Raw genomic sequence first — 25,489 nt, 5'->3', positions numbered from 1 at the left:
CAGGGCCCGGCGTTTGATGGCCCTGCATTCACGCGGCTTCGGGCACGCTGTCTGTTGCCGTGATCGCCCGGCTCCGCCAGACTGTCTCCATGACCCGAATCCTGCTTGCCCTCGTTCTTGTCCTCGGCCTTGCCGGCTGCGGTTTCCATCTGCGCAACAAGCTGATGCTGCCGACCGACACGGCACCGGTGAAGGTGGTTTCCACTGCGCCTTACAGCGAACTGGTCAAGCTGCTCAACCGCAGCCTGCTGGCCTCCGGCGCCAGGCTGGCCGATGAGGACAGCAAGGAGCCCAGCGCCCAGCTGCAGGTACTGTCCGAGCGCTGGGGCGACCTGCCGATCGCCATCGACTCGCAGGGCCGTGCGCAGGAATACAGCCTGCGCTACGCGGTGATCTTCATCTTCCGTCGCGAAGACGGCAGCGAACTGGTGCCGCAGCAGGTGATCGAGCTGTCGCGCGACTACGTGTCGCCGCCGACCGACGCCACCGGTACCACCACCGAACGTGAAATCCTGGCCAATGAACTGCGCCGGGAAATGTCCGCCTCGATCATCCGCCGCATCGACAGCGTGGTGCGTGCCGAGATCGAGAAGGGCGGCAGCCTGTCGGCGCCGAAGGACAAGCCGATCGAAGGCGCGGTACCGGCCGAGCCGGTCCCCGCAGCCAAGCACTGAGCCGCGCGCATGGAACTGCGTCCGGAGCAGCTGGCCAGCCAGGGCGCTGATACCGCGCTGGCGCCGGTCTACCTGATTGCCGGCCCGGAAACCCTGCGCGTGCTGGAGGCGGCCGACGCCATCCGCGCACGTGCGCGCGCCTCGGGCATTGGCGAACGTGAAGTGTTCGACGCCGATGGGCGTGATTTCGACTGGAACCAGCTCGACGCCAGTTTCAATGCCCCCAGCCTGTTCAGCGCCCGTCGCCTGGTCGAGGTGCGCCTGCCCAGCGGCAAGCCGGGCAAGGACGGTGCCGAGGTGATCAGCCAGTTCTGCGCCAATCCGGCGCCGGACGTGGTGTTGATGATCACCGCCAACGAATGGAGCAAGGCGCACCAGGGCAAGTGGGCCGAAGCGGTCAACCGCATCGGCGTGCTGTCGGTGGCGTGGGCGATCAAGCCGCACGAACTGCCGGACTGGATCGAGCGCCGCCTGCGTGGCAAGGGCCTGCGCGCGGACCCGGCCGCCGTGCAGCGCCTGGCCGAGCGGGTGGAAGGCAACCTGCTGGCTGCCGCCCAGGAAATCGACAAGCTGGCGCTGTTGGCCGATGGCCAGCCGCTGGATGTGGAGCGCATGGAGTCGCTGGTGGCCGACGCCGCCCGCTATGACGTGTTCCGGCTGGTGGAGGCGACATTCTCCGGGCAACCGCCGGCGGTGCTGCGCATGCTGGCCGGCCTGCGAGGCGAGGGTGAGGCGGTGGCTGCGTTGATGCCGATGGTGATCCGCGAGCTGCTGGCCGGTGCTGGCCTGGCCCGGGTGCAGGCCCGGGGTGGCAACCTGGCCGCCGAAATGAAATCGCGCGGCATCTGGGAATCGCGGCAGGCGCCGTACAAGCGCGCGCTGCAGCGGCATCCGGAAAGCAAGCGCTGGGAGCGCTTCGTGGCTGAAGCGGGACTGGTCGACCGTATCGCCAAGGGGCGCGCCGACGGCGATGCCTGGCTGGCGCTGGAGCGCCTGCTGGTGGCTGTGGCCGAACCGCGTGCCGTGCGCCTGCTGGCGCGGGCCTGAGCAATGAGCCTGCGGATCTACTACGGGGGCACCTTTGATCCGGTGCACCTCGGGCACCTGGCGATCGCGCGGGCTGCCCGTGATGAACTGCAGGTTGCCGTGCGCATGCTGCCGGCGGCCGATCCGCCGCACCGTGCCGTGCCCGGCGCCACGGCCGAGCAGCGCTGCACCATGCTGTCGCTGGCCATCGGCGACGAACCAGGCCTGCTGCTGGACCGCCGCGAGCTGGAACGCGCGGCGCGTTTCCCCGGTCGGCCGTCCTACACCGTGGACACCCTGCGCGAGCTGCGCGGCGAGCTGGGGCCGAGCCGGCCGCTGGCCTGGCTGGTCGGCGCCGACAGCCTGCTTGGCTTGTCCCGCTGGCACGAATGGGAGGCGCTGTTCGGGCTGGCTCATTTCGTGGTGGCGGAGCGCCCGGGTAGTCCGTTGCAGGCCGCGGTGGATGGCGAGCTGGGCCGGGCGCTGGAAGGGCGTTGGGCCGACACCGAGCAGGCCCTGTTCGCCAGCCCGGCCGGGCGCATCCTGCGCCTGCACCACCCGCTGCGCGAGGAATCGGCCAGCGCCGTGCGCTCGCAGATCGCCGCCGGCGGCCCCTGGCGCGCCCTGCTGCCACCCGGCGTGGCGGACTATGTGGCTGCACACGGGCTGTACCGCCCGGCCAGGCCGTGAATGGCGCAGCGGCGCCATCCCCGTATAATCGCCCCCACGTTTATCGAGTCGATCCACTTTGAGCAACCAGACCCAGCCCCAGACCATCAAGGTCGATCTGCCCAGCCCGCCGCCGTCCGTGCCGGAACTGCTGGCCAGCGTCCGCCAAGCCACCGAAGACCTGAAGGCCAAGGACCTGGTCGAGATCGACGTGCGCGGCCGGTCCAGCGTTGCCGACTACATGATCGTCGTTTCGGGCACCTCGACCCGCCACGTCAAGTCGATTGCCGACGAAGTCGTGCGCTTCGCCAAGAACATCGACGTGATGCCGCTGGGCGTGGAAGGCGAGCGCGAAGCCGAGTGGGTGCTGGTCGACCTGGGCGACGTGATCGTCCATGTGATGCTGCCGCGCGTGCGTGAGTTCTACGCTCTCGAGCGCCTGTGGACCGTCGGCGACCAGCCGCCGTCCAGCGACGACGAAGTGGCCTGAGCCACGCGTTGATGCATCCCTTCGACGGCGCCGATGGCGCCGTCGACGTTTTGGAGGACCGTTGATGAAAGCCCGCCTGATCGCCACCGGAGAACGCGCCCCCAGCTGGGTGGCGCAGGGCTTCGCCGAGTACCAGAAGCGGCTGTCGCACTGGCTGCCGTTCGAGCTGGTGGAAATCGAACCCGGCCTGCGCGGCAAGGGGCGTGATCCGCGCCGCGCCACTGAAGACGAAGGCAAGCGGGTGATCGCTGCGCTGCCGAAGAATGCCTATGTGGTGGCGCTGGACGTGCCGGGCCGCCAGCTCAGTTCCGAACAGCTGGCGCAGCGCCTGGAACACTGGCGCGGGCAGGGAAGGGACCTGGCGTTCCTGATCGGTGGCCCGGAAGGGCATTCGCCGGAGGTGTCCGCGCTGGCCGATGAGAAGTGGTCGATCGGTCCGCTGACGCTGCCGCATATGCTGGTGCGCCTGGTGGTGGCCGAGCAGCTGTATCGGGCTGCCGCAATGATTGCCAATCACCCCTACCATCGCGCGTGAAGAGTGGTTATACTAGTCGTCTGCCCGAATAGCTCAGCCGGTTAGAGCACTTGACTGTTAATCAGGGGGTCGTTGGTTCGAGTCCAACTTCGGGCGCCACCTTGTTGAAAAACCTGCATCGCGAGATGCAGGTTTTTTTTTGCGTCTTTGTAGCGTCGAGGTTGCGCGACTGCTGTTGTGGAGCCGGGCCATGCTCGGCTGCTGCGGATGAACCAGCCGAGCCTGGGCTCGGGTCTACAGCGTGAGATTGCCTCGCCAGAACGCCACCAGCGTAGCAACCGCCACAACCAGGATCGCAGCGAACAGTACCCCTTCCCAACGCGTAAATACCTGTTCGCCGCGTTGGTGCCGGGTCAATGCGAACAACGCCACGCCGGGCACGTACAGCAGTACCGACAGCAGCAGGTTGTCCAGCCCGCCGGCATACACCAGCCACAGCGCATAGGCGCTGGCCAGCAGTGCGACCACGAAATCGCGCCAGCGCACGCCTGGTTCACCGGCATAGGCCTGCCCACGCCAGGCCAGCTGTACGCCGAATGCCGTGGACAGGAAGTAGGGCACCAGGCTCATCGACGCGGCCAGCAGCACCAGCCCGGTATAGCTGCCGGAATTGACCAGCACCAGCAGCAGGAACAACTGGATCAGCCCGTTGCTCAACCACAGTGCATTGGCCGGCACGCCGCGCGCGTTCTCACGCCCCAGGAAGGCCGGCATGGTGCCGTCACCTGCGGCGGCATAGAGCACTTCGGCGCACAGCAGCACCCAGGCCAGCAATGCACCGAGAACGGAGATGATCGAACCGATGATGATCACCGTCGCGCCCCATTCGCCGACAATGGCGCGCAGCACATAGGCCATCGACGGATTGGGCAGTCCGGCCAGTTCCGCCTGCGACAGCACGCCCATCGACAACAGGCTGACCAGCACCAGCAGCAGCCACACGCCGAGGAAGCCGATCACCGTGGCGCGACCCACGTCGGCACGGCGTGCGGCGCGCCGCGAGTAGATGCTGGCGCCCTCGATGCCAATGAACACCCACACGGTCACCAGCATCATGCCGCGCAGCTGCTGGCCGAGGTCGCCGAGTGCAGGCGCGCCGAGGAAATCGGCGCGGAACACGTCCATGCGGAACGCGCCGGCGGCCAGGACCAGGAACAGGGCGATCGGCAGCAACTTGGCCACGGTCACCAGGCCGTTGACGATGGCGGCAGTGCGCAGGCCACGCAGCACCAACAGGTGCACGGTCCACAACAGCAATGAGGATGCGGCCACGGCGGCCGGGGTATTGCCTTCGCCGAACACGGGCATGAAGTGGCCGAGGCCACTGAATATCAGCACGAAGAAGCTGGCGTTGCCGAGCACCGAGGCGACCCAGTAGCCCCACGCAGCGGAGAAGCCGATGTAGTTGCCGAAGCCTTCGCGTGCGTACGCGTAGATGCCGGTATCGAGATCAGGCCGGCGGTTGGCCAGGGCCTGGAACACGAAGGCCAGCATCAGCATGCCCGCGCCGCTCAGGGCCCAGCCGATCAGCGCGGCGGCAGGCCCGGCGCTGCGCGCCACGTTCTGCGGCAATGAAAAGATGCCGGCGCCGACCATCGAGCCGACCACCAGTGCAGTCAACGCGGGCAGGCCCAGGCGTTGCGAAGTTGCGGCCATGCAGATCCCCTGCGGCGGTGATGCCGCGTGCACACGGTAGCCATGTGCCCGTGAACATGCCTGCAAGGGGCGGAACGACGAAGGCCCGGGCAGCTGCCCGGGCCTTCGAAGTTGCTGCGTTGAAAGGTGTTGCCTGTATTACTTGAAGGTGTACTTGGCACCGACGGTGAAGTAGCGACCGATGGCACCACTGAAGTGCAGCGGGTTGTAGTTGACACCGCCGTAGGTGGACGGATCCAGCGGCGCAATGCGATCGAACACGTTCTGCACCGAGGCGTTCAACTCGAAGGCTTCAGTGATGTTCCAGCGGCCCGACAGGTCGAAGGTGGTGAACGAGGAGATCTTCTTGACGTCCGTTCCGTCTGCATACGCGAACAGATAGGAGCCGTTCGGACCACGGAAGTCCTTGTTGTCCATCTTCGAGATGTAGTTGGCAACGCCGCTGACGCTCCACGGACCCTGCCTCCAGGTGGTGCCGAAGTTGATGCGGTCCTTCGGGGTGCCGATGCAGTTGGTCACGTCGCAGTTGCCGTGAGTACCCGCGTAGTCAACCGTCACGTCGGCATCGGTGCGCTCGAACTTGAGCACATGGCTCCACTGCAGGTCCATCTCCAGCTGGCCCGGGCCGATGTCGAAGGTCTGGCGGATATCGGTATCGATACCCCGGACCCGGGTCGATGCGGCATTGATGTACTGCGTGTTGACTGCCAGGATGCTGCCGGTGCCGGGCACGCCGTTGAGCAGGTTGCTGTCACGCAACACGTTGCCGGCGGCAATGGCTTCGGAGGTGCTGCCCTGGGCAATTTCGTTGGTGCGCTTGATCTGCCAGGCATCGATGGTCAGCGAGGTCGTGGACGTCGGCTGCAGGACGATACCCACCGAGTAGCTCTTGGACTCTTCCGGCTTCAGATCCTTGTTCGGGCGGGTGATGATGGCCACCGGCAGGGCACCGCAGTCATCCCCGGTGGCACCCGGTGCCGGGTTGCCGTTCGGGCAACGTACCGGATCGGACGCGTTGGAGAACGCTGCCAGGCCACCATCGCCGTTCTCGGCCGGGTTGGGTGCCCGGAAGCCTTCGGCGTAGCTGCCACGCAGTGCGATCCAGTCGGCCGGGGTCCACTTGATGCCGATCTTCGGCGTGGCCTTGCCTTCACCGCTCTCGTACTTGTCGTAGCGAACCGCACCGGACAGTTCCAGGGTTTCCAGCACGGGCGCAGACAGCTCAACGTAGCCTGCGTACACGTTCTGGGTGCCGTCGTAGGCCGAGTAGCCCAGACCGATGATCTGGCCCTTGTCGGTGTAGGTCTGCGGGGTCAGGCTGTTGCTGGTCTTGCGCCATTCGGTACCCAATGCCAGGCCCAGCGGGCCACCCTTCAGGTCCATCAGGCTGCGCGACACGGTGAAGTCGAACATGTCCAGGCTGGACTTGGCGCGGGCGCTGATATCCGGCGAGATGAAGTCGTACAACGCCTGCGAGTTCATGCCCGCGTTGTCACCGATGCGCCAAACACCACCGGCGCAGTTCGGGTTGGCCAATGCGCAACGTACGTTGTCGTAGTTGAGGAAGCCGGTGCGCTTGTTGACCAGATCAGTGCCCGAGTGCAGATAGGCGGTGTCGTAGCTCCAGTCGCCCCAGTTGCCCTTGACGCCGACCAGGAAGCGGGTGAACTCATTGGTGTTGTTGGTCACGCGGGGCCCGACATCCCACGCCGAATAACGCAGGCGCGAGGCCTGGCCGGGAATGGGATTGTCAGGATGATTCGGGCCCAGCACCACTGCGCCCGGGCCACTGTTGCCGTTGACCGGGCCTTCGGGGAAGCCCCAGCTGCCGGATACGCCGGACGGGGTGTTGCTGAAGGTGGTCTCTTTCTTCGAGTAGCCGATTTCGGTGTAGATCTCGCCACCTTCACCAAACGCGAAGCTGGCACGGCCAAACACGTTGACGTACTTCTCTTCCGGGGTCAGATCGCGATACAGCTGGTTCGGATCCCACAGGCAGCCCTGCGCCTGTGCAGTAGCCTCGGTCTGGCCGGGAATGGTGGTCAGGCCAGCACAGCCCGGCAATGCGACCAGGAAGGCAGGATTGTCCTTGGTCACATTGCGATCGTCATACACCGAACCGTTCGGACCAACACCGCCGCGGGTCTTGCCGCTGAGGAAGGCGCCGCCGAGGAACTGGGCGTTGTTGCCATAGCCCCACGGGCGGGTATCGCCGGTACCGATCCACTTGCGGTTCTTGCGATCACTGATCTTGATCGCGTCGGTCTTTGCCACATCCAGGCTGAAGAAGGCATTCCAGCCGTCGGTGGCCAGATCGCCGGTACCGGCGGTCAGGGTCGCCTTCTTCGCGTCGCCATCGCTGTCGCCAGACAGGCCGTAGGAGCCCCGGAGGATCGCGCCCTGGAAATCGCTGCGCAGGATGATGTTGACCACGCCGGCGATGGCGTCGGAACCATAGATCGCCGAGGCGCCGTCCTTCAGCACTTCCACGCGTTCGACGGCGTCGAGCGGGATGGTGCTCAGGTCGGTGAAAACCTTCTGGCCGTCATCGGCCAGGCCGTAGGTGGCCATGCGGCGACCATTCAACAGGACAAGGGTCGAACCCGCGCCCAAGCCGCGCAGCGAGATGCCGGCACCACCGCCGGCAAAGCCGTTGCCGAAGGTCTTGGGAATGGAGCCGGAACCGTCGGCGGTCAGTGTCTGCAGGTACTCGGCAACCGTGGTCTTGCCCGTACGGTCGATTTCCTGGCGGGTCACCACCTGCACCGGGGACGGTGTTTCAGTGTTGGTGCGCGGGATGTTCGAACCGGTGACCGTGATGCGGTCCAGGTTGGTGGCCTTTTCCTGCGCGAAAGCGGAGGTGGAAGCCACGGCGCCAACCAGCAGCAGCGTGCCGCCGGTAAGGATATGGGTGATGGACGATGCCAGGGTGGTGCGGCGGCGGCTGGCGGGCCGTTGGATCAGGTGTTTCACAGCTTCTCTCCTAACTGGAAAACCGTAGCGTTGAGGGCTGTCTCCGGAAGATTCCGGGACGGACCAATCTAGGTTTCCGACAGGTGACGAAGTCGTGAATTTTTGCTTAATCAATAACAGTTGATCCTGTTCCGTCCGTACCCGTCCGGACGGAAGCGCCGGCCCGGCAAGCAGCCGGGCCGGCGATCACCTCAGTCCGGCAGCGAGAACTGCACCGGCACCATGCCGATGGCCGGCACGGCCACGCCATCACGCTGGGCCGGCTCGAAGCGCCAGTGCCTGAGCACCTGCTGGCGTGCGGCCTGGTCCAGGCTGCGCGAGCCACTGCTGCGCTCGATGCTGACCACCGCCGGCTGCCCGTGGGAGTCCACCTCTACCCGCAACAGCACCGTACCCTGCTCGCGGTTGCGCAGTGCCGCCAGCGGGTAGGCCGGCGGCGGGGCGCTGCGGTACTGCAGCTGGGCGCCGGCCAGAGGCGTGGAGGTATCGATGCTCGGTGCCAGCTGGGGCGGGGCCGGTTCGGCGGCCGGCAGTGCGATGCCCTGGGTCTCCTCCACGGTCGCGGTGGGTGCAGGCAGTGGCGGTGCTACCGGCTGCGTCCGGGGTTTCGGCACCACCTGGACGATCTCTTTCGGCGGGATCGGAACCGGTGGCGTGGGCGGTGGCGGGATCTTCTCGATCAGCCTGACCGCAGTCTTGTCACGTGGGACCTGCACGGCCTGGTAGGTCGCCGGGATCAGCAGCAACAGGAAGGCCAGCAGATGCAGGGCGATGGCCGCGCTCCAGGCGGCAACGCGGGCGGGGTCGAAATGCGGGGATGCAACGGGATACGTACGAACCATGGTCCACCTCCATGCCAGTGACGAAGTCCTCAACGCACCAGGGCCCGTGGCGGGGTTGCCGCACGCGGCTGGCAGTCCATCAGTAGCGCGACAGGGCAGCCACTGCCTAGAGGCAGGGGGGCGATCGTTGGGCTGGCCTTCAGCCAACGCCGGCTACGGGCATGAAAAAGGCGGATCCCCTGCGGGATCCGCCTTTGTCGGCAATGGCGAACGGGATCAGCGACCCAGTTCGAACACCACGTCCAGGTTGACCGAGACGGTCGATTCACCCGGTGCGACCGGGGTGGCCTTGTCCATCGCCGCGCCGGCCGACATGGCCCGCATCATCGGCATCGGGCGGTAGCCGCCGCCGGCGTTCTCGGAAATGCTGACGATGCGGCGCACCTGCAGGCCCAGCGACTTCGCATAGGTCTGGGCGCGGGCCTGGGCCTTCTTCAGTGCAGCCAGGCGGGCTTCGTCGTAGACCGGTTCCGGCTGGTCGATCTCGAAGCTGGGGCCGTTGATCTGGTTGGCGCCCTGCGCAGCCAGTGCATCCAGCACCTTGCCCAGCTTGGCGATGTCACGCACCTTCAGGCTGACCGTGTTGCTGGCCTGGTAGCCGGTGATCTTCGGTGCTTCGTTGTCGGCATAGCGGTACTGCGGATTGAGGCTGACGCCACTGGTCTGCACGTCGCGCTCGGCGATGCCGGCGGCCTTGATCGCGGCCAGTACCTTGTCCATCTGCTGGGCGTTCTGGCGCATGGCGCTGTTGCCATCGGCAGCCTGGGTGACCACACCGGCCGACAGGGTGGCCACGTCCGGCACGCGGGTCGCCTCGGCATTGGCCGAGATGTTCAGCAGGGTGCCTTCGGCCGGGGCGGCGATCGACGGCGACGACGGGGCAGCATGGGCGGTCATCGAGGTTCCAAGGGCGAGGGACAGGGCGAGCAGCAGCGGGGTGGCGGTCAGGCGCATGGAGAACTCCTTGTTGTGCCGTTGAGGGTGGTGTCGTAGCGATGAACGCGCTGTGAGCCCGTTCGGGGTTGCGCACGTTCCGGGACGGGTTGCCGACGATTCAGGTGGCGGCCTCAGGTTATGCTGTGCCGATGCTCTATCTTGCTTCCCGCTCCCCCCGACGCAACCAGCTGCTGGCCCGACTCGGACGCCCCTTCCAGGCCCTGGACCTGGAGGTCGTCGAGCAGCGCGCGCCCGCTGAAAGCGCCGAACAGTATGTCTGCCGGGTCGCCGCCGACAAGGCGCGCGCCGGGCTGGCCCGGGTGCTGGCCGATGACCCGCAGGCGCGCGTGCTCGGCTCGGACACCGAGGTGGTGCTGGATGGTGACGTGTTCGGAAAGCCCACTGACGCCGCCGATGCGCGGGCGATGCTGGCGCGCCTTGCCGGGCGCACCCATCAGGTGATGACCGCCGTGGTGGTGGTCGGCGCGGACGGGCTGGACAGCGAACTGGTCATTTCCGAAGTGACCTTCGCCCCGATCGACGCTGCCGACATCGCCGCCTACGTGGCCACCGGCGAGCCGTTGGACAAGGCCGGGGCCTACGCCATCCAGGGCGGGGCCGAGCGCTGGATCGAACATCTTTCCGGCAGCTACTCCGGCGTCATGGGGCTGCCATTGCTGCATACCGATCGTCTGCTGGCGCGCTGCGGCGTGCCGGCCACAACTGCCGATGCCGCCAGGGAGGCTGCCGATGTCTGAGGAAATCCTGGTCAATGTGACCCCGCGCGAAACCCGGGTCGCGGTGATCGAGAACGGCATGCTGCAGGAACTGCACATCGAGCGCGGTTGGCGCCGGGGTGTGGTCGGCAACATCTACAAGGGCAAGGTGCAGCGGGTGATGCCCGGCATGCAGGCCGCCTTCGTCGAAGTCGGGCTGGAGCGTGCCGCGTTCCTGCATGCCAACGACGTGGTGCGGCCGGCGCCGGTGGCCAGTGCCGATACCGAGAACACCACGCTGCCGCCGCCATCCAGCGTGCCGATCGTCGAGCTGCTGCGCGACGGCCAGGACATCGTGGTGCAGGTGGTGAAGGACCCGATCGGGACCAAGGGCGCACGCCTGACCACCCAGATCAGCATTCCCTCGCGCTACATGGTGCTGCTGCCGCAATCCAAGGTCGTGGGCGTTTCCGCACGCATCGAGGATGAAACCGAGCGCGCCCGCCTGAAGGCGCTGGTGACCGAACTGTCGGCGCAGCACGGGGGCTACGGCTACATCGTGCGTACCAATGCCGAGGGCCAGCCGGCAGAGGCCATCGCCGAGGACATCGCCTACCTGTCGCGCGTTTGGAACGTGGTCGAGCGTCGTGGCCGCGAAGCGGCCTCGTGCAGCAACATCTATGAAGACCTGAGCCTGCCGCTGCGATCGGTACGCGACCTGATCCGCAAGGACGTTGACAAGGTGAAGGTGGACTCCAAGGAGACCTTCGCGCAGTTGCAGGCCTTTGTTGCCAAGTACATGCCGGTGCTGGCCGAGAAGATCGAGCTGTACAGCGGTGATCGCCCGATCTTCGACATGTTCGGGGTGGAGGACGAGATCGGCCGCGCGCTGGACAAGCAGGTGCCGCTGAAATCCGGTGGCTACCTGGTGATCGACCAGACCGAGGCGATGACCACCATCGACGTCAACACCGGTTCGTTCCTCGGCCAGCGCAACCTGGAAGAGACGGTGTTCCGCACCAACCTGGAAGCGGCACAGGCGGTGGCACGGCAGCTGCGGCTGCGCAACCTGGGCGGCATCATCATCATCGATTTCATCGACATGGACGATGCCGAGCATCGCCGCCAGGTGCTGCGCACCCTGGAAAAGGCGCTGGCCCGCGACCATGCCAAGACCACGGTGTACGACTTCTCGCCGCTGGGCCTGGTGGAGATGACCCGCAAGCGCACGGTGGAAAGCCTGGAGCGCCAGCTGTCGGAGACCTGCCCGCAGTGCAGCGGCCGCGGCAGCATCAAGACCACCGAGACGGTGACCTACGAGATCTTCCGCGAGATCACCCGTGCCGTGCGCCAGTTCGATGCCGCGCGCCTGCTGGTGATCGCGTCGACCAAGGTGGTCGCGCGCATCACCGACGAGGAATCCGCGGCGGTGGCCGAGCTGGAGGAATTCCTCGGCAAGAGCATCCGCTTCCAGGCGGACGAGCAGTACCTGCAGGAGCAATTCGATGTCGTTCTGCTCTGATCCTCGCCGGCCGCAGGCCGGCGGTGGCCGATGAGCGCGCCGCCGCGCCTGCGACTGCGAAGGATCCGCCGTCATTTCATTGCCGCCTGCGCGGTGGGCCTGGTCGGGCTTGCACTGCTGGTGGGCACCTTCAGCCAGCTGCTGCCGCTGGCCGAGCGCCATCCCGACAGGATTGCCGCCTGGCTGAGTGAACGCGCTGGCCAGCCGGTGCGTTTCGACCAGCTGCAGACCGCCTGGACCCGGCGTGGTCCGCTGCTGCAGCTCAAGGGCCTGCGCATCGGCGCCGGCCAGGGCCTGGCGATCGGCGAGGCCGAAGTGCTGGTATCGATGTACAGCGGCCTGTTGCCTGGCCGGTCGCTGACCGAGCTGCGCCTGCGTGGCCTGGCGCTCGACCTGCAGCAGGGCGAGGACGGTCGCTGGTCGGTACGCGGCCTGCCGCAGGCCGCCAATGGCGGGGACCCGCTGGATGCGCTGCGCCGGCTGGGCGAACTGCAGGTGATCGGAGGCCGCCTGGGCGTGCATGCGCCGGGGCTGGGAATCGACACCACGCTGCCACGCATCGACGTGCGCCTGCGGGTCAATGGCGACCGCCTGCGTGTAGGCGTGCGTGCCTGGGCCCAGACCGAAGCGCTGCCGTTGACGGCGGTGCTGGACGTGGACCGCGTGCGCGGCAATGGCCAGGCCTGGCTGGGCGCCGATCCGGTCGATTTCCATGCCTGGTCGCCGCTGCTGGCGGCCGGCGGTGTGCGCCTGCGCGAAGGCAAGGGCGAACTCAACCTGTGGCTGACCCTGCGCGATTTCGCGCCGGTGGCGGTGACCACCGATTCGGACCTGCGTGATGTCCGCATCGATGGCGCACCGATGCCCTCGATGGCGGCTCCGCAGCTGCAGCTGCAGCGGTTGCAGGCACGCCTGCGCTGGCAGCGCCAGGCTGATGGCTGGGCGTTGCAGGTGCCGCGCCTGCGCCTGAAAACCGAAGAGGGCGAGCAGCAGCTCGATGGCCTGCAGCTGCAGCTTGGCAAGCAGCTGCGGGTCCGTTCTGGCGAAGTGCAGGCCGGCACCGCGCTGCGTGCGCTGGCCCTGAGCGATCGTCTCGAACCAGGCCTGCGTCGCTGGCTGTTCCTGTCCAGGCCGCAGCTGGACGTGCGCGAGTTGCAGCTGGCGGGCGATCGCGATGGCCCGCTGTGGGCGCAGGGCGAACTGCAGTCGCTGGGCTTCGCCAGCGTGGGCAATTCGCCCGGCCTGCGCGGCCTGGGCGGGCGCTTCGAAGGCGACGCGGATGGCTTCAGCCTGCAGTTGCAGCCGCAACGGCAGCTGCAGTTCGATTGGCCGACCGGCTTTGGTGTGCGTCATGACCTGCATCTGGCGGGACAGGTGGTGGGCTGGCGCGACGAGGGCGGTGGTTGGCGTATCGGTACTGCGGCGATGCGCGTGGAAGGCACCGACTATGCGGCCGACGTGCGCGGCGGGGTCTGGTTCCAGGGGGACGGTACGCGGCCGTGGCTGCAGCTGGCGGCCAAGCTGGACGACGTGCCGATGACTGCGGCCAAGCGCTTCTGGATCCACTCCAAGATGAGCAAGGGCGCCACCGACTGGCTGGACATGGCGCTGGCCGGCGGCCAGGTGCGCAATGGCATCGGCCTGGTCAGTGGCGACCTGGACGACTGGCCGTTCGACAATAACGATGGCCGCTTCGAGGCCACCGGCCATATCACCAACGGTGACATCCGTTTCCAGCACGATTGGCCGTTGATGAGCCAGGTCGACGCCGATATCGCCTTCATCGGCCCCGGCTTCGACATGCATGGGCGCGGCGATCTGGCCGGTGTGGCGGTGCAGAAGTTCGAGGCGGGCATTCCGGATTTCGGGCAGCAGCCGCTGTATGTGCGCGCCGATGCGCAGAGCGAGGCGGGCAAGCTGCTGGCGATGCTGCGGCAGAGCCCGCTGCACAAGGATTATGGCGACACCCTGGACAACCTCACTGCTGCCGGCCCGGCGCATGTGACCTTCGATCTGCTGCAGCCACTGCACCACGATGAAGGTGGCGGCCACCTGCAGGGGACGGTCGATCTGGCCGGCGTGAAGCTGGTCGACAAGCGCTTCCAGCTCGCCTTCGACAACATGCAGGGGCAGGCGCGCTACAGCAATGGCGGTTTCGATGCCGAGGCACTGTCGGTGCGCCACCTCGGCCAGGACGGTCGCCTGAGCCTGCGTGCCGGTGGCTACGTGCACGACAGCAGACTGGCCTTCGAATCGCAGCTGTCGGCCACGCTGGATGCTGGCGTGCTGATCGACCGCGCGCCGGAGATGGCCTGGCTCAAGCCCTACATCACCGGAACCTCGCCGTGGACCATCGCGGTCAGCCTGCCCAAGGTCGCTCCAGGGGCGCCTGCGCCGCCCAGCGAGCTGCGGTTGAGCTCCGATCTGGTCGGGACCCGGCTGGACCTGCCGGCGCCGCTGGACAAACCGGCTGCCGAGCCATTGGCGACCACCGTGGCTGCACAGCTGCCGATGGGGGCCGGCCGCATCGACGTTGCGTTCGGCCAGCGCCTGGCGCTGGCCGCACGCAGCCACAACAACCAGACCGGTGTGCAGGTGACGCTGGGCAGCGACCATGTCGACCGCGAGCCGCCGCCGAGCGGATTGACCGTCAATGGCCGCAGCCCGACCCTGGACGCTCTGGAGTGGATCAGTCTGGCGCGGGGTGGCAGTGATGACGACGCCATGCCGCTGCGTGCGGTGGACGTGCAGGTCGGCCAGTTGAAGCTGATCGGTGGCGTGTTCGAGCAGACCCGGTTGCAGCTGCGCCCGGGCGCGCAGGCACTGGATGTGCGCCTGGACGGCCCGTCGCTGGCCGGGCGCCTGACCGTCCCCAATGCAGACGGCGGCACCATCAGTGGCCAGCTCGACCGCGTGCACTGGCAATCCCTGCCGGCGGCTCCGGGTGCATCGGCCGCACCGGCACGGGTACAGGCCGGCGCCAACGACATGGACCCGGCCAAGCTGCCGCCGTTCGCGCTGGACATCGCCGACCTGAAGTTCGGCAAGGTGGTGCTGGGCCAGGCGGTACTGCGTACGCGGCCGCTGGCCAATGGCCTGAACGTGGACGAGCTGCGCTTCCGTGCGCCCGACCAGGAGATCGACATCAGCGGTCGCTGGCTGGGCCGCACCAGTGGTGCCCGCACCGAGCTGACCGCACAGGTGCGCAGCGAGGACCTGGGCGGATTGATGCAGAACCTCGACTACGGCGGCCAGCTGCGTGGCGGTTCCGGCCAGGCGCAGCTGCAGGCCACGTGGAGTGGGGGGCCGTCGGACTTCCAGCTGGGCAACCTGCAGGGCCGCCTGGACCTGCACGCGCGCAACGGCCAGCTGCTGGAGCTGGAACCGGGCGCTGGCCGGGTGCTGGGCCTGCTCAGTGTCACCCAGCTGCCGCGGCGCCTGATGTTCGACTTCCGCGACTTCTTCTCCAAGGGCTTCGCGTTCAACCAGATCGACGGCAGCATGCAGTTCGGCCAGGGCATGGCGCGCACCGACAAGGTGCTGATCGAAGGCCCGGCAGCCAACATCACCATCCGCGGCCAGGCCGACCTGCGTAACCAGCAGTTCGACCAGACCATCGACGTCAACCCGCGTGCAGGCAATCTGCTGACCGTGGTGGGTGCGGTCGCCGGTGGCCCGGTGGGGGCGGCGCTGGGCGCGGCCACCAATGCGGTATTGTCCAAGCCATTGGGCGAGATTGGCGCCCGGACCTACAAGGTGACCGGTCCATGGAAGGAACCGAAGGTGGAAGTGATCGAGCGCAGCCGCGACAAGGCTCCGCCACCCGTACCGGCACCGGCGCCGGCCATTCCGCCGACCGTCACCGGCCTGCCGCGCTCGCGTTGAGCGCGGCTTTCCTGTTCACGGGGCTTGCCTGAGCGCCCCCGCATCCCCAGATCGAGAACCATGACTGATATCGCCCTGACGCTTGCCCAAGACCGCCTGCTGCGCCCCGGCGGCCTGGATACCGCTGGCCTGGAGCGCACCTTCGGCCAGCTGCTCGGCCCCGGTGTGGACTTCGGCGACCTTTATTTCCAGCATGCCCGCCGCGAGAGCTGGAGCGTGGAAGACGGCATCGTCAAGGACGGCGCCCATTCCATCGAGCAGGGCGTGGGCGTGCGGGCGATTTCCGGCGAGAAGACCGGCTTCGCCTACTCCGACGACATCCATGCCGATGCGCTGCTGACGGCGGCGCAGTCGGCGCGTGCGATCTCGCGTGAAGGTGGCGCCCAGTCCGGGCGGTCGCTGCTGCGCGGCAACGCGCGCGCGCTGTACCCGGCGCTGGACCCGATCGATGGCATCGGCAACGAGGCCAAGGTCGAGGTGCTCAAGCGCCTGGATGGCTACCTGCGCGCCGCCGACCCGCGCGTGAAGCAGGTGATGGTGAGCCTGTCCGGCGGCGTCGATACGGTACTTATCGCCCGCAGCGACGGTGTGCTGGGCGCTGACGTGCGCCCGCTGGTGCGCCTGAACGTGCAGGTGATCGTCGAGCACAACGGCCGCCGCGAGTCCGGCTATGCCGGCGGTGGTGGCCGCTACGGGTATGAGGAGCTGTTCGCCGACGGCCGCCCCGAGGCCTTTGCCCGCGAGGCGCTGCGCCAGGCGCTGGTGAACCTGGACGCCGTTCCGGCACCGGCCGGGGTGATGCCGGTGGTGCTTGGTCCGGGCTGGCCCGGCGTGCTGCTGCATGAAGCGGTCGGCCACGGCCTGGAAGGCGACTTCAACCGCAAGGGCACCAGCGTCTACGCGGGCCGCATCGGCGAGCGCGTTGCCGCCCCGGGCGTGACCATCGTCGATGACGGCACGCTGGACGGACGCCGTGGTTCGTTGAACATCGACGATGAAGGCCACCCGAGCCAGTGCACCACCCTGATCGAGGACGGCATCCTGGTCGGCTACATGCAGGACAGCCTCAACGCACGGCTGATGGGCATGGCGCCGACCGGCAACGGCCGCCGCGAATCGTTCGCGCACCTGACCATGCCGCGCATGACCAACACCTACATGCGCGCCGGCCAGCACGACCCACAGGAAATGATCCGTTCGGTGAAGAAGGGCCTGTACGCAGTCAACTTCGGTGGCGGCCAGGTCGACATCACCAGCGGCAAGTACGTGTTCTCGGCCACTGAGGCCTACCTGATCGAGGATGGCCGCATCACCACGCCGGTGAAGGGTGCGACGCTGATCGGCAACGGTCCGGAAACCATGCAGAAGGTGCGCATGGTCGGCAACGATCTGGCCCTGGACGAGGGTGTGGGCATCTGTGGCAAGGACGGGCAGAGCGTGCCCGTGGGTGTCGGCCAGCCCTCGCTGCTGATCGAGGGCATCACGGTCGGCGGTACCCAGGCCTGAGCCGGGCGATGGCCAGCGCCACCGCCCAGGCCGGCGCGGACTCAGTCCTCGTCGGCTTCGTCGCTGTCGACGGGGTCGGCGTCTTCGGCGCTGGCCTTCAGGCCCAGTGCGGCCGGCAGCATCAGGGCGCGCAGCACCTGGAAGATTTCGCGGTAGGCGCGTGGCGGCTTGTTCCTGGCCTTTTCGGCCTGGGCATTGCGCACCAGCGTGCGCAGCTGCTGGCGGTCGGCCTGCGGGTAGTCGTCCAGCAGTGCAGCCAGCGCCTTGTCACCCTCGGCCAGCAGGCGCTCGCGCCAGTCTTCCGCGCGGTGCATCATCGCCACTTCGCGGCGGCCGGTTTCGCTGTTGGCGTCCAGCGCATCGCGGATCGCATCCAGCGTGGCGTCTTCTTCGCGGCGCATGTGCTTGGCCAGGAACGCCAGCTGGCGCTTGTGGGCGATGTGGGCGGTGATGCGCTTGCACTCGGCGATATGCGGCAGCAGGTCTTCCGGGATCGGCAGGCGTGCCAGCTGGGCCGGGGTCAACGACACCAGCTTCTCGCCCAGGGCCAGGACGTCGAGCGCGTCGCGCCGGTTCTGGCTGCGGCTCTTGTCGTGGAATTCACCGGTTTCTTCGTCGCGTCCGCGCATCGTTCCTACCTGATCTCAAAAAAAGTCGCCCGGCGTGATGCCGGGCCCAACCCGTACAGGATAAAGCATTGAACGTGATCGCCCCTGAAGTCGCTGTCGGCGACGACAGCCTGGCCCGACTGGAACGGCTGGCCGACCTCTCCCAGCAGCTGCTCGACCGCGCCCGTGCGCTGGGCGCCAGCCAGGCCGAGGTCAGCTGCAGCGAGGATCGTGGCCTGGAGGTCAATGTCCGCCTTGGCGAGGTGGAGACCGTGCAGTCCACCCGTGACCGCGGTATCGCCGTCACCGTCTATTTCGGCCAACGCAAGGGCAGCGCCAGCACCGGCGACCTGAACGAGGCCAGCCTTGCCGCCACGGTCGAGCAGGCCTGTGCAATCGCCCGGCACACCGAAGATGACCCGGCTGCCGGCCTGGCCGAGGCCGCGCTGATGGCCTCCGACTTCCCGGATCTGGATGCCTGGCACCCCTGGGCGCTGCAGGCCGACGAGGCGGTGGACCTGGCCCTGGCCTGCGAGAACGCAGGCCGTGAGGCCGATGCGCAGATCCGTAATTCCGACGGCGCCTCGGTTTCGAGCATGCAGAGCCTGTCGGTGTACGCCAATTCGCATGGCTTTTTCGGCCGTGAGCGTGGCACCCATCATTCGGTGGGCTGTGCGCTGATCGCCGGCCAGGGCGATGGCATGCAGCGCGATGGCTGGTACACCAGCGCGTTGGCCCGGGAGGACCTGGAAGACGTGGGCCTGGTCGGCCGTCGTGCTGCCGAGCGCACCGTCGCCCGCCTGCAGCCTCGCTCGATGGCCACCGGCACCATGCCAGTGCTGTTCGCCCCGGAAGTAGCGCGCAGCCTGGTTGGACACCTGCTGTCGGCGGTGTCCGGCGGTGCGCTGTACCGCCAGGCCAGCTTCCTGCTGGACAGCGTTCGCCAGCAGCTGTTCCCGGACTGGATGCAGATCGAGGAACTGCCCCACCTGCGCCGTGGCCTGCGCTCGGCCGCCTTCGACGGTGACGGCGTGGCCACGCGTGCTTCGGCCCTGGTCCGTGACGGCGTGCTGCAGCGCTACGTGCTGGGCAGCTACTCTGCACGCAAGCTGGGCCTGCAGACCACCGCCAATGCCGGTGGCGTGCACAACCTGCAGCTGGCCGCCAACGCGGGCTCCCTGCAGGACATCGCCCGGCAGATGGGCGATGGCCTGCTGGTGACCGAACTGATGGGGCAGGGCGTGAACGGGGTGACCGGCGACTACTCGCGCGGTGCCGGCGGCTTCCGCGTCGAGAATGGTGAGATCCAGTACCCGGTGGATGGCATCACCATCGCCGGCAACCTGCGCGAGATGTTCAGCAGCATCGAAGCGGTCGGCAGTGACGTCGACCCGCGCTCGCACATCCGGACCGGTTCGATCCTGCTGGGGCGGATGACCATCGCCGGTAATGATTGATGGCGTCGATGGCGTAAGCTATGCCCGCCTGACGCAACCAGCTTGGTGCTGGTGGGTCAAGACCACCCAATGAAAAGGAGTTTTGTCGTGAGCGAATTCGATAACGTCCCGCCGCCGCCGGCCACCACCGACGTGCCGGCCGACCAGCGCACCATGGCCCTGGCCGCGCACCTGCTGGGCATCTTCACCGGCTTCATCGGCGCGCTGATCATCTGGCTGATCAACAAGGATGACGCGGGCAAGGCCTTCGTGACCGACCAGGCCAAGGAAGCCCTGAACTTCCAGATCACCGTGACCATCGCCATGGTCATCAGCATGATCCTGACCATCGTGATCATCGGCGTGTTCCTGGCCCCGATCGTGGGCATCATCAGCCTGGTGTTCAGCATCATCGCAGCGGTCAAGGCCAACAATGGCGAAGCCTACCGCTACCCGTTCGCACTGCGCCTGATCAAGTAACACCGGCGGCATGCGGAATTGAGAACGCCCGGCATTGCCGGGCGTTTTCATGTGCGGGGAGCGACGGGCGGTGCCCGGCGAGCAATCAATGATCGCGTTCGACCGCCAGCGTCGCCAGTGCACGCAGTGCATCGGCCTCTTCGCCATACCCGTCCAGGATCGACTGCATGCGTGCGGCCAGTTCGTGCAGCTGAGCCTTGGCACCGTCCATGCCGAGCAGGGCAGGGAAGGTGCTCTTGTCCTGCGCCTGGTCCTTGCCGGCGGTCTTGCCCAGCTGCTCGGAACTGGCCTCGACATCGAGGATGTCATCGCGTACCTGGAAGGCCAGGCCGAGTGCGTCGGCGAAGCTGTCCAGCTGGGCCAGCTGAGGTTCGTGGGCCTGGCCGCACAGCGCGCCCATGCGCACCGCCGCACGGATCAGCGCGCCGGTCTTCAGGGCATGCATGCGGGTCAATGCCGCCAGCGTCTGCTGCTGGCCGGTGGCATCGATATCCAGCGCCTGGCCGCCGCACATGCCAGCGGCGCCGGACGCGTGGGCCAGGGTCTGCAGGCAGGCCACGCGCAGCGTGGCCGGCAGCGGTGCATCGGCCAGCAGGCCGAAGGCACGGGTCTGCAGCGCGTCGCCTGCCAGAATCGCGGTGGCTTCATCGAAGGCGATGTGGGTGGTCGGCTTGCCGCGACGCAGCGCGTCGTCATCCATCGCCGGCAGGTCGTCATGCACCAGCGAGTAGGCGTGGATGAGTTCGACGGACATGGCGGCCGCATCCAGGCTTTCCGGCTGCGCACCGAACAGGTGGCCACTGGCATAGACCAGCAGCGGGCGCATGCGTTTGCCACCGCCCAGCACCGAATAGCGCATGGCCTGGTGCAGGCGCTGCGGCGCTTCGGCAGGCGAGGGCAGCGCGGCGTCGAGCTGGCTTTCGATACGGTCGCGCCAGCGCGCGAACAGAACCTCAGCCGTCATGGCTGGGCGGATCGAAAGGCTCGGATGCTTCCGGCTGCGCCGGATCGCTGAGCAGGCGCACGCGCAGCTCGGCCTGCTCCAGCGCCTGCTGGCACTGGCGATACAGACCGACGCCACGTTCGTAAGCACTGAGCGAAGCTTCCAGGCTCAGCTCGCCGGTTTCCATCTGCTCCACCAGCTGCTCCAGCGATTCGAGCGACTGCTCGAACTGGGCGACCGGGGAGGCGTTTTCGGGGGACTTCTTGGCCATGCGGCAAGTGTGGACGGGCCGCGCGCGGGGGTCAATTCACCAGCCGCCCGGGCGCCACTGCAACTGTGCGCCATGCGCCTGCAGCCAGGCCTGCAGTGGTGCGGCGATGACCACGTCGGCGGCGGCCAGCAACTGCGGGCCATCAAAGATCAGCGGCAGCTGAGCGCGTCGCCAGGGGGCGAGGTGTTCGCGTTGCAGGCAGTCCTTCAACGCGTGCGAATGCTGGCGACCGGGCAGCAGAATGCGCTCACCGCCCACGCGTGCACGGACCTGCAGCGGGCGATCGAAGGCCGGGGTGCCCTGCAGGCGCAGCTGTCCGCCATCGGGCAGTGCCAGCGGTGCGCGTCCATCCCATTCGGCCTGCCACTCGTGGGGAAGCGCAGGCAGCCGGGCCGGCAGCAGGTAGGCGTGGTCGCGCCACTGTTGGATGGCGTGATCGTGCCAGCGCACCCGCGCCTGGCGATCGTTGTCGGCCGGCAGCAACTCGTCCAGCGCCTGCTGCAGCACGGTGGCCGGCAGCGGTGCCGCACCGTGGCCGGTCACCCAGGCGCGCAGTACGCGCGCGGCGCGCCCCGGTGAGACCTGGCGTAGCAGCTGCAGCGACAGCACGCGTGGAGCGACTTCCAGGTGTGCGATCAGCTCGGCGTCTTCCTCGTCAAGCAGTTCGCGGGTCTGCCCGCAGTGCGTTGCGCTGCCCGCCATCGCCGCAGCGGCATGCGGCCAGCGCTGGCGCAACAGCGGCAGCACCTGCAGGCGCAGGAAGTTGCGATCGGCGTGGTCGTCGGCGTTGCTGGGGTCTTCGATCCAGTGCAGTGCATGCTGGCGGGCGTAGTCGAGGAGTGCACTGCGTGGCACTGCCAGCAGCGGTCGCCATAGAGGCTTTTCGCCAAGGCGGCTGTGCGTGGACATCGCCGCCAGGCCATCGACGCCGGAAGCGCGCAGGGCGCGCAACAGGAAGGTCTCGGCCTGGTCGTCCTGGTGCTGTGCCAGCGCCAGGGTTTCGCCGTCGCGCAGTTCGGCCGCGAACGCGGCGCGTCGTGCCAGTCGCGCGGCACCCTCGGTGCCCAGGCCTGTGCCGTTCTCGACCTGCACGCGGTGCACGGCCAGTTCGATGCCCCAGGCGTCGCATTGCTGCTGGCAGTGCAGCACCCAGTCATCCGCATCGGGCTGCAGGCCGTGATGCACGTGCACCGCGCGCAGGGCGGTGCCGGAAGTCTGCGCGCAGCGCCACAGCCAGTGCAGCAGCACGGTGGAGTCGACGCCACCGCTGTAGCCCACCAGCAGCGGCGCATCCAGCGGAACGAGGGCAGGGAAGGCAGTCACGGTGGCAAGTATAGGGTTGCTCGGCAGGGCTGCGCCCTGCACCCGCTACGATCCAGAGCAACGGCAACGGCCAAAGCAACAGCAACAGCAACAGCAACAGCCAAAGCAACAGCAACAGCAGAAGCTGGTTTCCTGAAGGATGGCGGGGTGGGTCCGGTTGCGGGAGACGCCGTAAACCCATCCATGGGGGCTTGGCCGCGGCATCCATGCCGCGGACACTCCCGCAACCGGACCCACCCCGCCTTCGACAGATTGCCGCGATCTGTCGGAACGGCGTCGTGCACCGCTTTGGTAGGTGTCGACCTTGGTCGACACAGTAGATCCACGCCATGCGTGGATGACTCATTCGATATCTGACAGATGTGTCGACCAAGGTCGACACCTACCAACAGCCGCCGGAAAACTGTCGAAGGCGGGGTACTGTGGGTCTGCGGGGTGTGAGCCGCATGGATGCGGCGACCAAGGCTACATGGACGTACTTGCGCCGTCCCCGCAAACCCACAGTGCCCCGCCATCCCACGGAATGCACGCTGTTGCTGTTGCTTCGGCCGTTGCCGTTGCGTCTGCAGGTGCAGGGCGCAGCCCTGCCGAAAACCTACTTTACCCGACGACCCGAACGGTCGATGCGGAACCGCTCTCCGCCTTCCATCGGCGTGTGGCCATCGGCATCCGGCGTGCCGCGCCGGCAGCCATTGCAGACTTCGGCCACGCCATCCTGGAACGGCCAACCGAAATCGAAGGTGCCGGGCACCACCTGGCGGAACTTCAGATCGAAGTAGGCCACGCGGTTGCCGACGCGGGCGCGCAGCAGGCCTTCCTGCGGTGTTTCCGGACCGTTGTCCCAGGTCAGTACCGGCAGGCTGCGGCCCTTGCGGTTGACGTAGTGGAAGCCCTGGTCGGCGTACACCACGGCCAGGCCATGGTCGTCGTAATTCAGGTCCTTCAAGGTGTCGGCACTGATCTTCGGCCGGTGATCGACCACTTCGCAGTTGGGCAGCGGCCACAACCCGTGTTCGTCGGTCAGCAGCTTGCACGCCGGTGCCTGTGCCGCTGCATTGGCACTGACCAGCACGCCAAGCAGGACCAGCGACCGCGCGAAGCGGCCGCTGGCAGGGGCAGGGTGGGCCTGCCTCACGATCACTTGGCCTCGGCCTTGCGCTCGAATGCGGTCGGCGCCGGCAGCTGTACCGGCACGCCCTTGTCATCGCAGGTGCCGGCCTGGCACAGGCGCTCGCGCAGGGCCGGGGTGGCCTGCACGATCATGTGGTAGATCGCGTTCTGTTCCAGCGTGCCGCGGATCGCCTTGCTGCCCGGGCCGCGTGCCCAGATACCGACGTCTTCGCCGCCGTGCGACTCGGACTTCATCGGCACCAGTGCTTCCTGCATGTAGTCCGGATGCTCGGTGTCGACCTCGCGCAGGTTCGGGCGGCCGTTGGCCGGTTCGAAGCTGCTCGGGTTGTGCGGGTAACGCTTCGGACCGGCCGGCTGCTGGTTGCTGCTGCCGGTATGGCCCGGGCCATTGGCGTAGCTCAGGGTGGTGTACGGCTGGCCGGTGCCGTCCAGCGCGTAGTCCAGCTTGCCGGCGCCGTCTTCGCCGCCCTTGTCCTTCACCTTGCCCAGGATCGGGTTGCCGCGCGCCGGGTAGCCGACGAAGTTCAGGGTGTGCGAGTGGTCGGCGGTGACGATGATCAGGGTATCGTCGGCCGAGGTCAGTTCGTTGGCCACGCGCACCGCGTCGGACAGGGCCACGGTCTCGGTCAGCGCACGGTAGGCGTTGCCGCTGTGGTTGGCGTGGTCGATGCGCGCGCCTTCGATCATCAGCACGTAGCCTTCCTGGTGCTTGGCCAGGTTCTTGATGGCTGCCGCCGTCAGTTCGGCCAGGCTCGGCTCACCGCCCGGATCCTGCGGGCGCTCGTACTCGTAGCGCATGTGGTCCGGCTCGAACAGGCCAAGGATGGCCGGCGCATTCGCGGCGGCGGCCAGCTGCTTGCTGTTCCACACGTAGGCACCCTGCGGATGCGCCTGCTGCCATTCCTGCACCAGGCTGCGGCCGTCCAGGCGCTGGCCGACCTTGTCGTCGTACTCGGGATCGCGCTCTTCCACGGTGGTGAACTCACCACGGCCACCGCCGAGGGCGACCAGCGGGCCACGGCCATAGCGCGAGGTGGACAACAGCTGCTGGGCGATGTCCTTGCAGCCGGCGGCCTTCGCGGCTTCGGTCAGGTCGGTGTCGTTTTCCCAGTTGCGCTCGGGCGAGTGCGCGTAGGTGGCGGCCGGAGTGGCATGGGTCAGGCGCGCGGTGGACACCACGCCGGTAGCCAGACCGGCGCTGTCGGCCAGCTGCAGCCAGGTCAGCAGGCCCTTGGACAGGCTGTCGGCACAGTCGGTCCGGCTGCCGGCGCTGACGCCGATCGCACCCATGTGGGTCTTCACGCCGGTGGTGATGGCGGTCATGGTGCCGGCCGAATCGGGCGTCTGCGAATCGGTGTTGTAGGTCTTGCTGAATGCCGTGGCCGGGAAGCGCTCCCAGGACAGCAGGTTCTCTTCACCCGAGCCGCCCTTCTGCTGGCCTTCGTAGATGCGCGAGGCGGCCACCGTGGTCAGGCTCATGCCGTCGCCGAGGAACAGGATGACGTTCTTGGCCTTGCCGGACATCGCGCCGTTGGCGGCGGCCTGGGCGGCGCCGCTGCGGTACCACCACTGCGGGGTCTCGCCGGCCGGATGGGCAACGGGGTTGACGGCGACCTTCACGCCGGCCGGGGCGGACGCGGGGGTGGTGCTGGCGCAGGCGCCCAGCAGCAGGGTGGTGGCGCAGGCGGCCAACAGGGAGACGGAACGGCGCATGGACGCAGGGATCTCACAAACTGTAACGGGACGTTCATTATGCCCGCCCTCGCAAGGCACGCCGATGACACACTGATTTGCCGGCCGGGCGGTCGTTCTGCGGGCCGCCTTGGGCTATCGTGCCAGCATCCCTTCCTTCCCCTCTGGATTGCCT

General features: G+C 67.6%; 21 protein-coding genes and 1 tRNA gene. 12 read left to right on the top strand and 10 right to left on the bottom strand.

Going from position 1 to position 25,489, the window contains the following annotated elements; all coding sequences use genetic code 11:
* Positions 1-89 precede the first annotated feature (89 nt).
* The 6 genes from ACZK3W_RS16090 to ACZK3W_RS16065 all read left to right on the top strand — a co-directional run bounded on the left by ACZK3W_RS16090 (position 90) and on the right by ACZK3W_RS16065 (position 3,493).
* Positions 90-674 (top strand): LPS-assembly lipoprotein LptE, encoded by a 585-nt coding sequence (locus ACZK3W_RS16090; protein WP_032128984.1) that lies wholly within the window; start codon positions 90-92, stop codon positions 672-674.
* Positions 675-683: 9 nt separating this feature from the next.
* On the top strand, positions 684-1,721 hold the full coding sequence (gene holA / locus ACZK3W_RS16085; RefSeq protein ID WP_032128985.1) for a DNA polymerase III subunit delta: 1,038 nt from the start codon (positions 684-686) through the stop codon (positions 1,719-1,721).
* A gap of 3 nt (positions 1,722-1,724) precedes the next feature.
* Complete coding sequence (gene nadD / locus ACZK3W_RS16080; protein ID WP_197616009.1) at positions 1,725-2,390, top strand: nicotinate-nucleotide adenylyltransferase; 666 nt, start codon at positions 1,725-1,727, stop codon at positions 2,388-2,390.
* A 58-nt stretch (positions 2,391-2,448) separates the two neighbouring features.
* Positions 2,449-2,859, top strand: a complete 411-nt coding sequence (gene rsfS, locus ACZK3W_RS16075) for a ribosome silencing factor (protein WP_005418109.1) — start codon at positions 2,449-2,451, stop codon at positions 2,857-2,859.
* Positions 2,860-2,923: 64 nt separating this feature from the next.
* Positions 2,924-3,394, top strand: a complete 471-nt coding sequence (gene rlmH / locus ACZK3W_RS16070; RefSeq protein ID WP_005418108.1) for a 23S rRNA (pseudouridine(1915)-N(3))-methyltransferase RlmH — start codon at positions 2,924-2,926, stop codon at positions 3,392-3,394.
* A 22-nt stretch (positions 3,395-3,416) separates the two neighbouring features.
* Positions 3,417-3,493: transfer RNA gene (locus tag ACZK3W_RS16065), tRNA-Asn, on the top strand.
* A gap of 135 nt (positions 3,494-3,628) precedes the next feature.
* Here the strand turns inward: ACZK3W_RS16065 and ACZK3W_RS16060 are convergent.
* The 4 genes from ACZK3W_RS16060 to ACZK3W_RS16045 all read right to left on the bottom strand — a co-directional run bounded on the left by ACZK3W_RS16060 (position 3,629) and on the right by ACZK3W_RS16045 (position 9,819).
* Positions 3,629-5,050 (bottom strand): basic amino acid/polyamine antiporter, encoded by a 1,422-nt coding sequence (locus tag ACZK3W_RS16060; RefSeq protein WP_478444893.1) that lies wholly within the window; start codon positions 5,048-5,050, stop codon positions 3,629-3,631.
* Positions 5,051-5,188: 138 nt separating this feature from the next.
* Positions 5,189-8,023, bottom strand: a complete 2,835-nt coding sequence (locus ACZK3W_RS16055; RefSeq protein ID WP_032128988.1) for a TonB-dependent receptor — start codon at positions 8,021-8,023, stop codon at positions 5,189-5,191.
* Between the two features lie 191 nt (positions 8,024-8,214).
* Entirely contained in the window at positions 8,215-8,865 is a 651-nt protein-coding gene (locus tag ACZK3W_RS16050) for an energy transducer TonB (protein WP_071228714.1), read from the bottom strand.
* A gap of 216 nt (positions 8,866-9,081) precedes the next feature.
* Positions 9,082-9,819: an SIMPL domain-containing protein gene (locus ACZK3W_RS16045; protein ID WP_006382138.1), complete on the bottom strand. Its 738-nt coding sequence runs from the start codon at positions 9,817-9,819 to the stop codon at positions 9,082-9,084.
* Positions 9,820-9,950: 131 nt separating this feature from the next.
* On the opposite strand from ACZK3W_RS16045, the gene ACZK3W_RS16040 reads away from it, so the two are divergent.
* The 4 genes from ACZK3W_RS16040 to tldD are packed head-to-tail and all read left to right on the top strand — an operon-like array spanning position 9,951 to position 17,430.
* Positions 9,951-10,559: a Maf family nucleotide pyrophosphatase gene (locus ACZK3W_RS16040; RefSeq protein ID WP_032128990.1), complete on the top strand. Its 609-nt coding sequence runs from the start codon at positions 9,951-9,953 to the stop codon at positions 10,557-10,559.
* Positions 10,552-12,039, top strand: a complete 1,488-nt coding sequence (rng, locus tag ACZK3W_RS16035; protein ID WP_010482960.1) for a ribonuclease G — start codon at positions 10,552-10,554, stop codon at positions 12,037-12,039. Before ACZK3W_RS16040 ends, rng begins: the two co-directional genes overlap by 8 nt.
* Before the next feature lie 30 nt (positions 12,040-12,069).
* Complete coding sequence (locus tag ACZK3W_RS16030; protein ID WP_197615828.1) at positions 12,070-15,924, top strand: YhdP family protein; 3,855 nt, start codon at positions 12,070-12,072, stop codon at positions 15,922-15,924.
* 60 nt (positions 15,925-15,984) lie between these two features.
* Positions 15,985-17,430, top strand: a complete 1,446-nt coding sequence (tldD, locus tag ACZK3W_RS16025) for a metalloprotease TldD (RefSeq protein ID WP_049398683.1) — start codon at positions 15,985-15,987, stop codon at positions 17,428-17,430.
* 41 nt (positions 17,431-17,471) lie between these two features.
* Here tldD and yjgA read toward each other — a convergent pair whose 3' ends face one another.
* Complete coding sequence (yjgA, locus tag ACZK3W_RS16020; RefSeq protein ID WP_049398682.1) at positions 17,472-18,059, bottom strand: ribosome biogenesis factor YjgA; 588 nt, start codon at positions 18,057-18,059, stop codon at positions 17,472-17,474.
* 68 nt (positions 18,060-18,127) lie between these two features.
* Here yjgA and pmbA point away from each other — a divergent pair, with 68 nt between their 5' ends.
* Together pmbA and ACZK3W_RS16010 are read left to right on the top strand one after the other, a co-directional pair.
* Positions 18,128-19,495, top strand: coding sequence for a metalloprotease PmbA (gene pmbA / locus ACZK3W_RS16015; RefSeq protein ID WP_197615829.1), 1,368 nt, complete (start codon positions 18,128-18,130; stop codon positions 19,493-19,495).
* A gap of 87 nt (positions 19,496-19,582) precedes the next feature.
* Positions 19,583-19,954 (top strand): DUF4870 domain-containing protein, encoded by a 372-nt coding sequence (locus ACZK3W_RS16010; RefSeq protein ID WP_010482972.1) that lies wholly within the window; start codon positions 19,583-19,585, stop codon positions 19,952-19,954.
* A gap of 85 nt (positions 19,955-20,039) precedes the next feature.
* Here ACZK3W_RS16010 and ACZK3W_RS16005 read toward each other — a convergent pair whose 3' ends face one another.
* The 5 genes from ACZK3W_RS16005 to ACZK3W_RS15985 all read right to left on the bottom strand — a co-directional run bounded on the left by ACZK3W_RS16005 (position 20,040) and on the right by ACZK3W_RS15985 (position 25,335).
* Positions 20,040-20,918: a farnesyl diphosphate synthase gene (locus ACZK3W_RS16005; RefSeq protein WP_197615830.1), complete on the bottom strand. Its 879-nt coding sequence runs from the start codon at positions 20,916-20,918 to the stop codon at positions 20,040-20,042.
* Positions 20,908-21,168, bottom strand: a complete 261-nt coding sequence (locus ACZK3W_RS16000; protein WP_005410522.1) for an exodeoxyribonuclease VII small subunit — start codon at positions 21,166-21,168, stop codon at positions 20,908-20,910. Before ACZK3W_RS16000 ends, ACZK3W_RS16005 begins: the two co-directional genes overlap by 11 nt.
* A 36-nt stretch (positions 21,169-21,204) precedes the next feature.
* On the bottom strand, positions 21,205-22,491 hold the full coding sequence (gene tilS, locus ACZK3W_RS15995) for a tRNA lysidine(34) synthetase TilS (protein ID WP_197615831.1): 1,287 nt from the start codon (positions 22,489-22,491) through the stop codon (positions 21,205-21,207).
* Positions 22,492-23,086: 595 nt separating this feature from the next.
* Complete coding sequence (locus tag ACZK3W_RS15990) at positions 23,087-23,632, bottom strand: WG repeat-containing protein (protein ID WP_032128996.1); 546 nt, start codon at positions 23,630-23,632, stop codon at positions 23,087-23,089.
* Complete coding sequence (locus ACZK3W_RS15985) at positions 23,629-25,335, bottom strand: alkaline phosphatase (RefSeq protein WP_197615832.1); 1,707 nt, start codon at positions 25,333-25,335, stop codon at positions 23,629-23,631. Before ACZK3W_RS15985 ends, ACZK3W_RS15990 begins: the two co-directional genes overlap by 4 nt.
* Positions 25,336-25,489: the final 154 nt, after the last annotated feature.

This window comes from Stenotrophomonas sp. 80084_Sma, assembly GCF_056481995.1.
The sequence above is the reverse complement of the archived record's forward strand: the minus strand, read 5'-3'. Positions and strand labels throughout refer to the sequence as shown.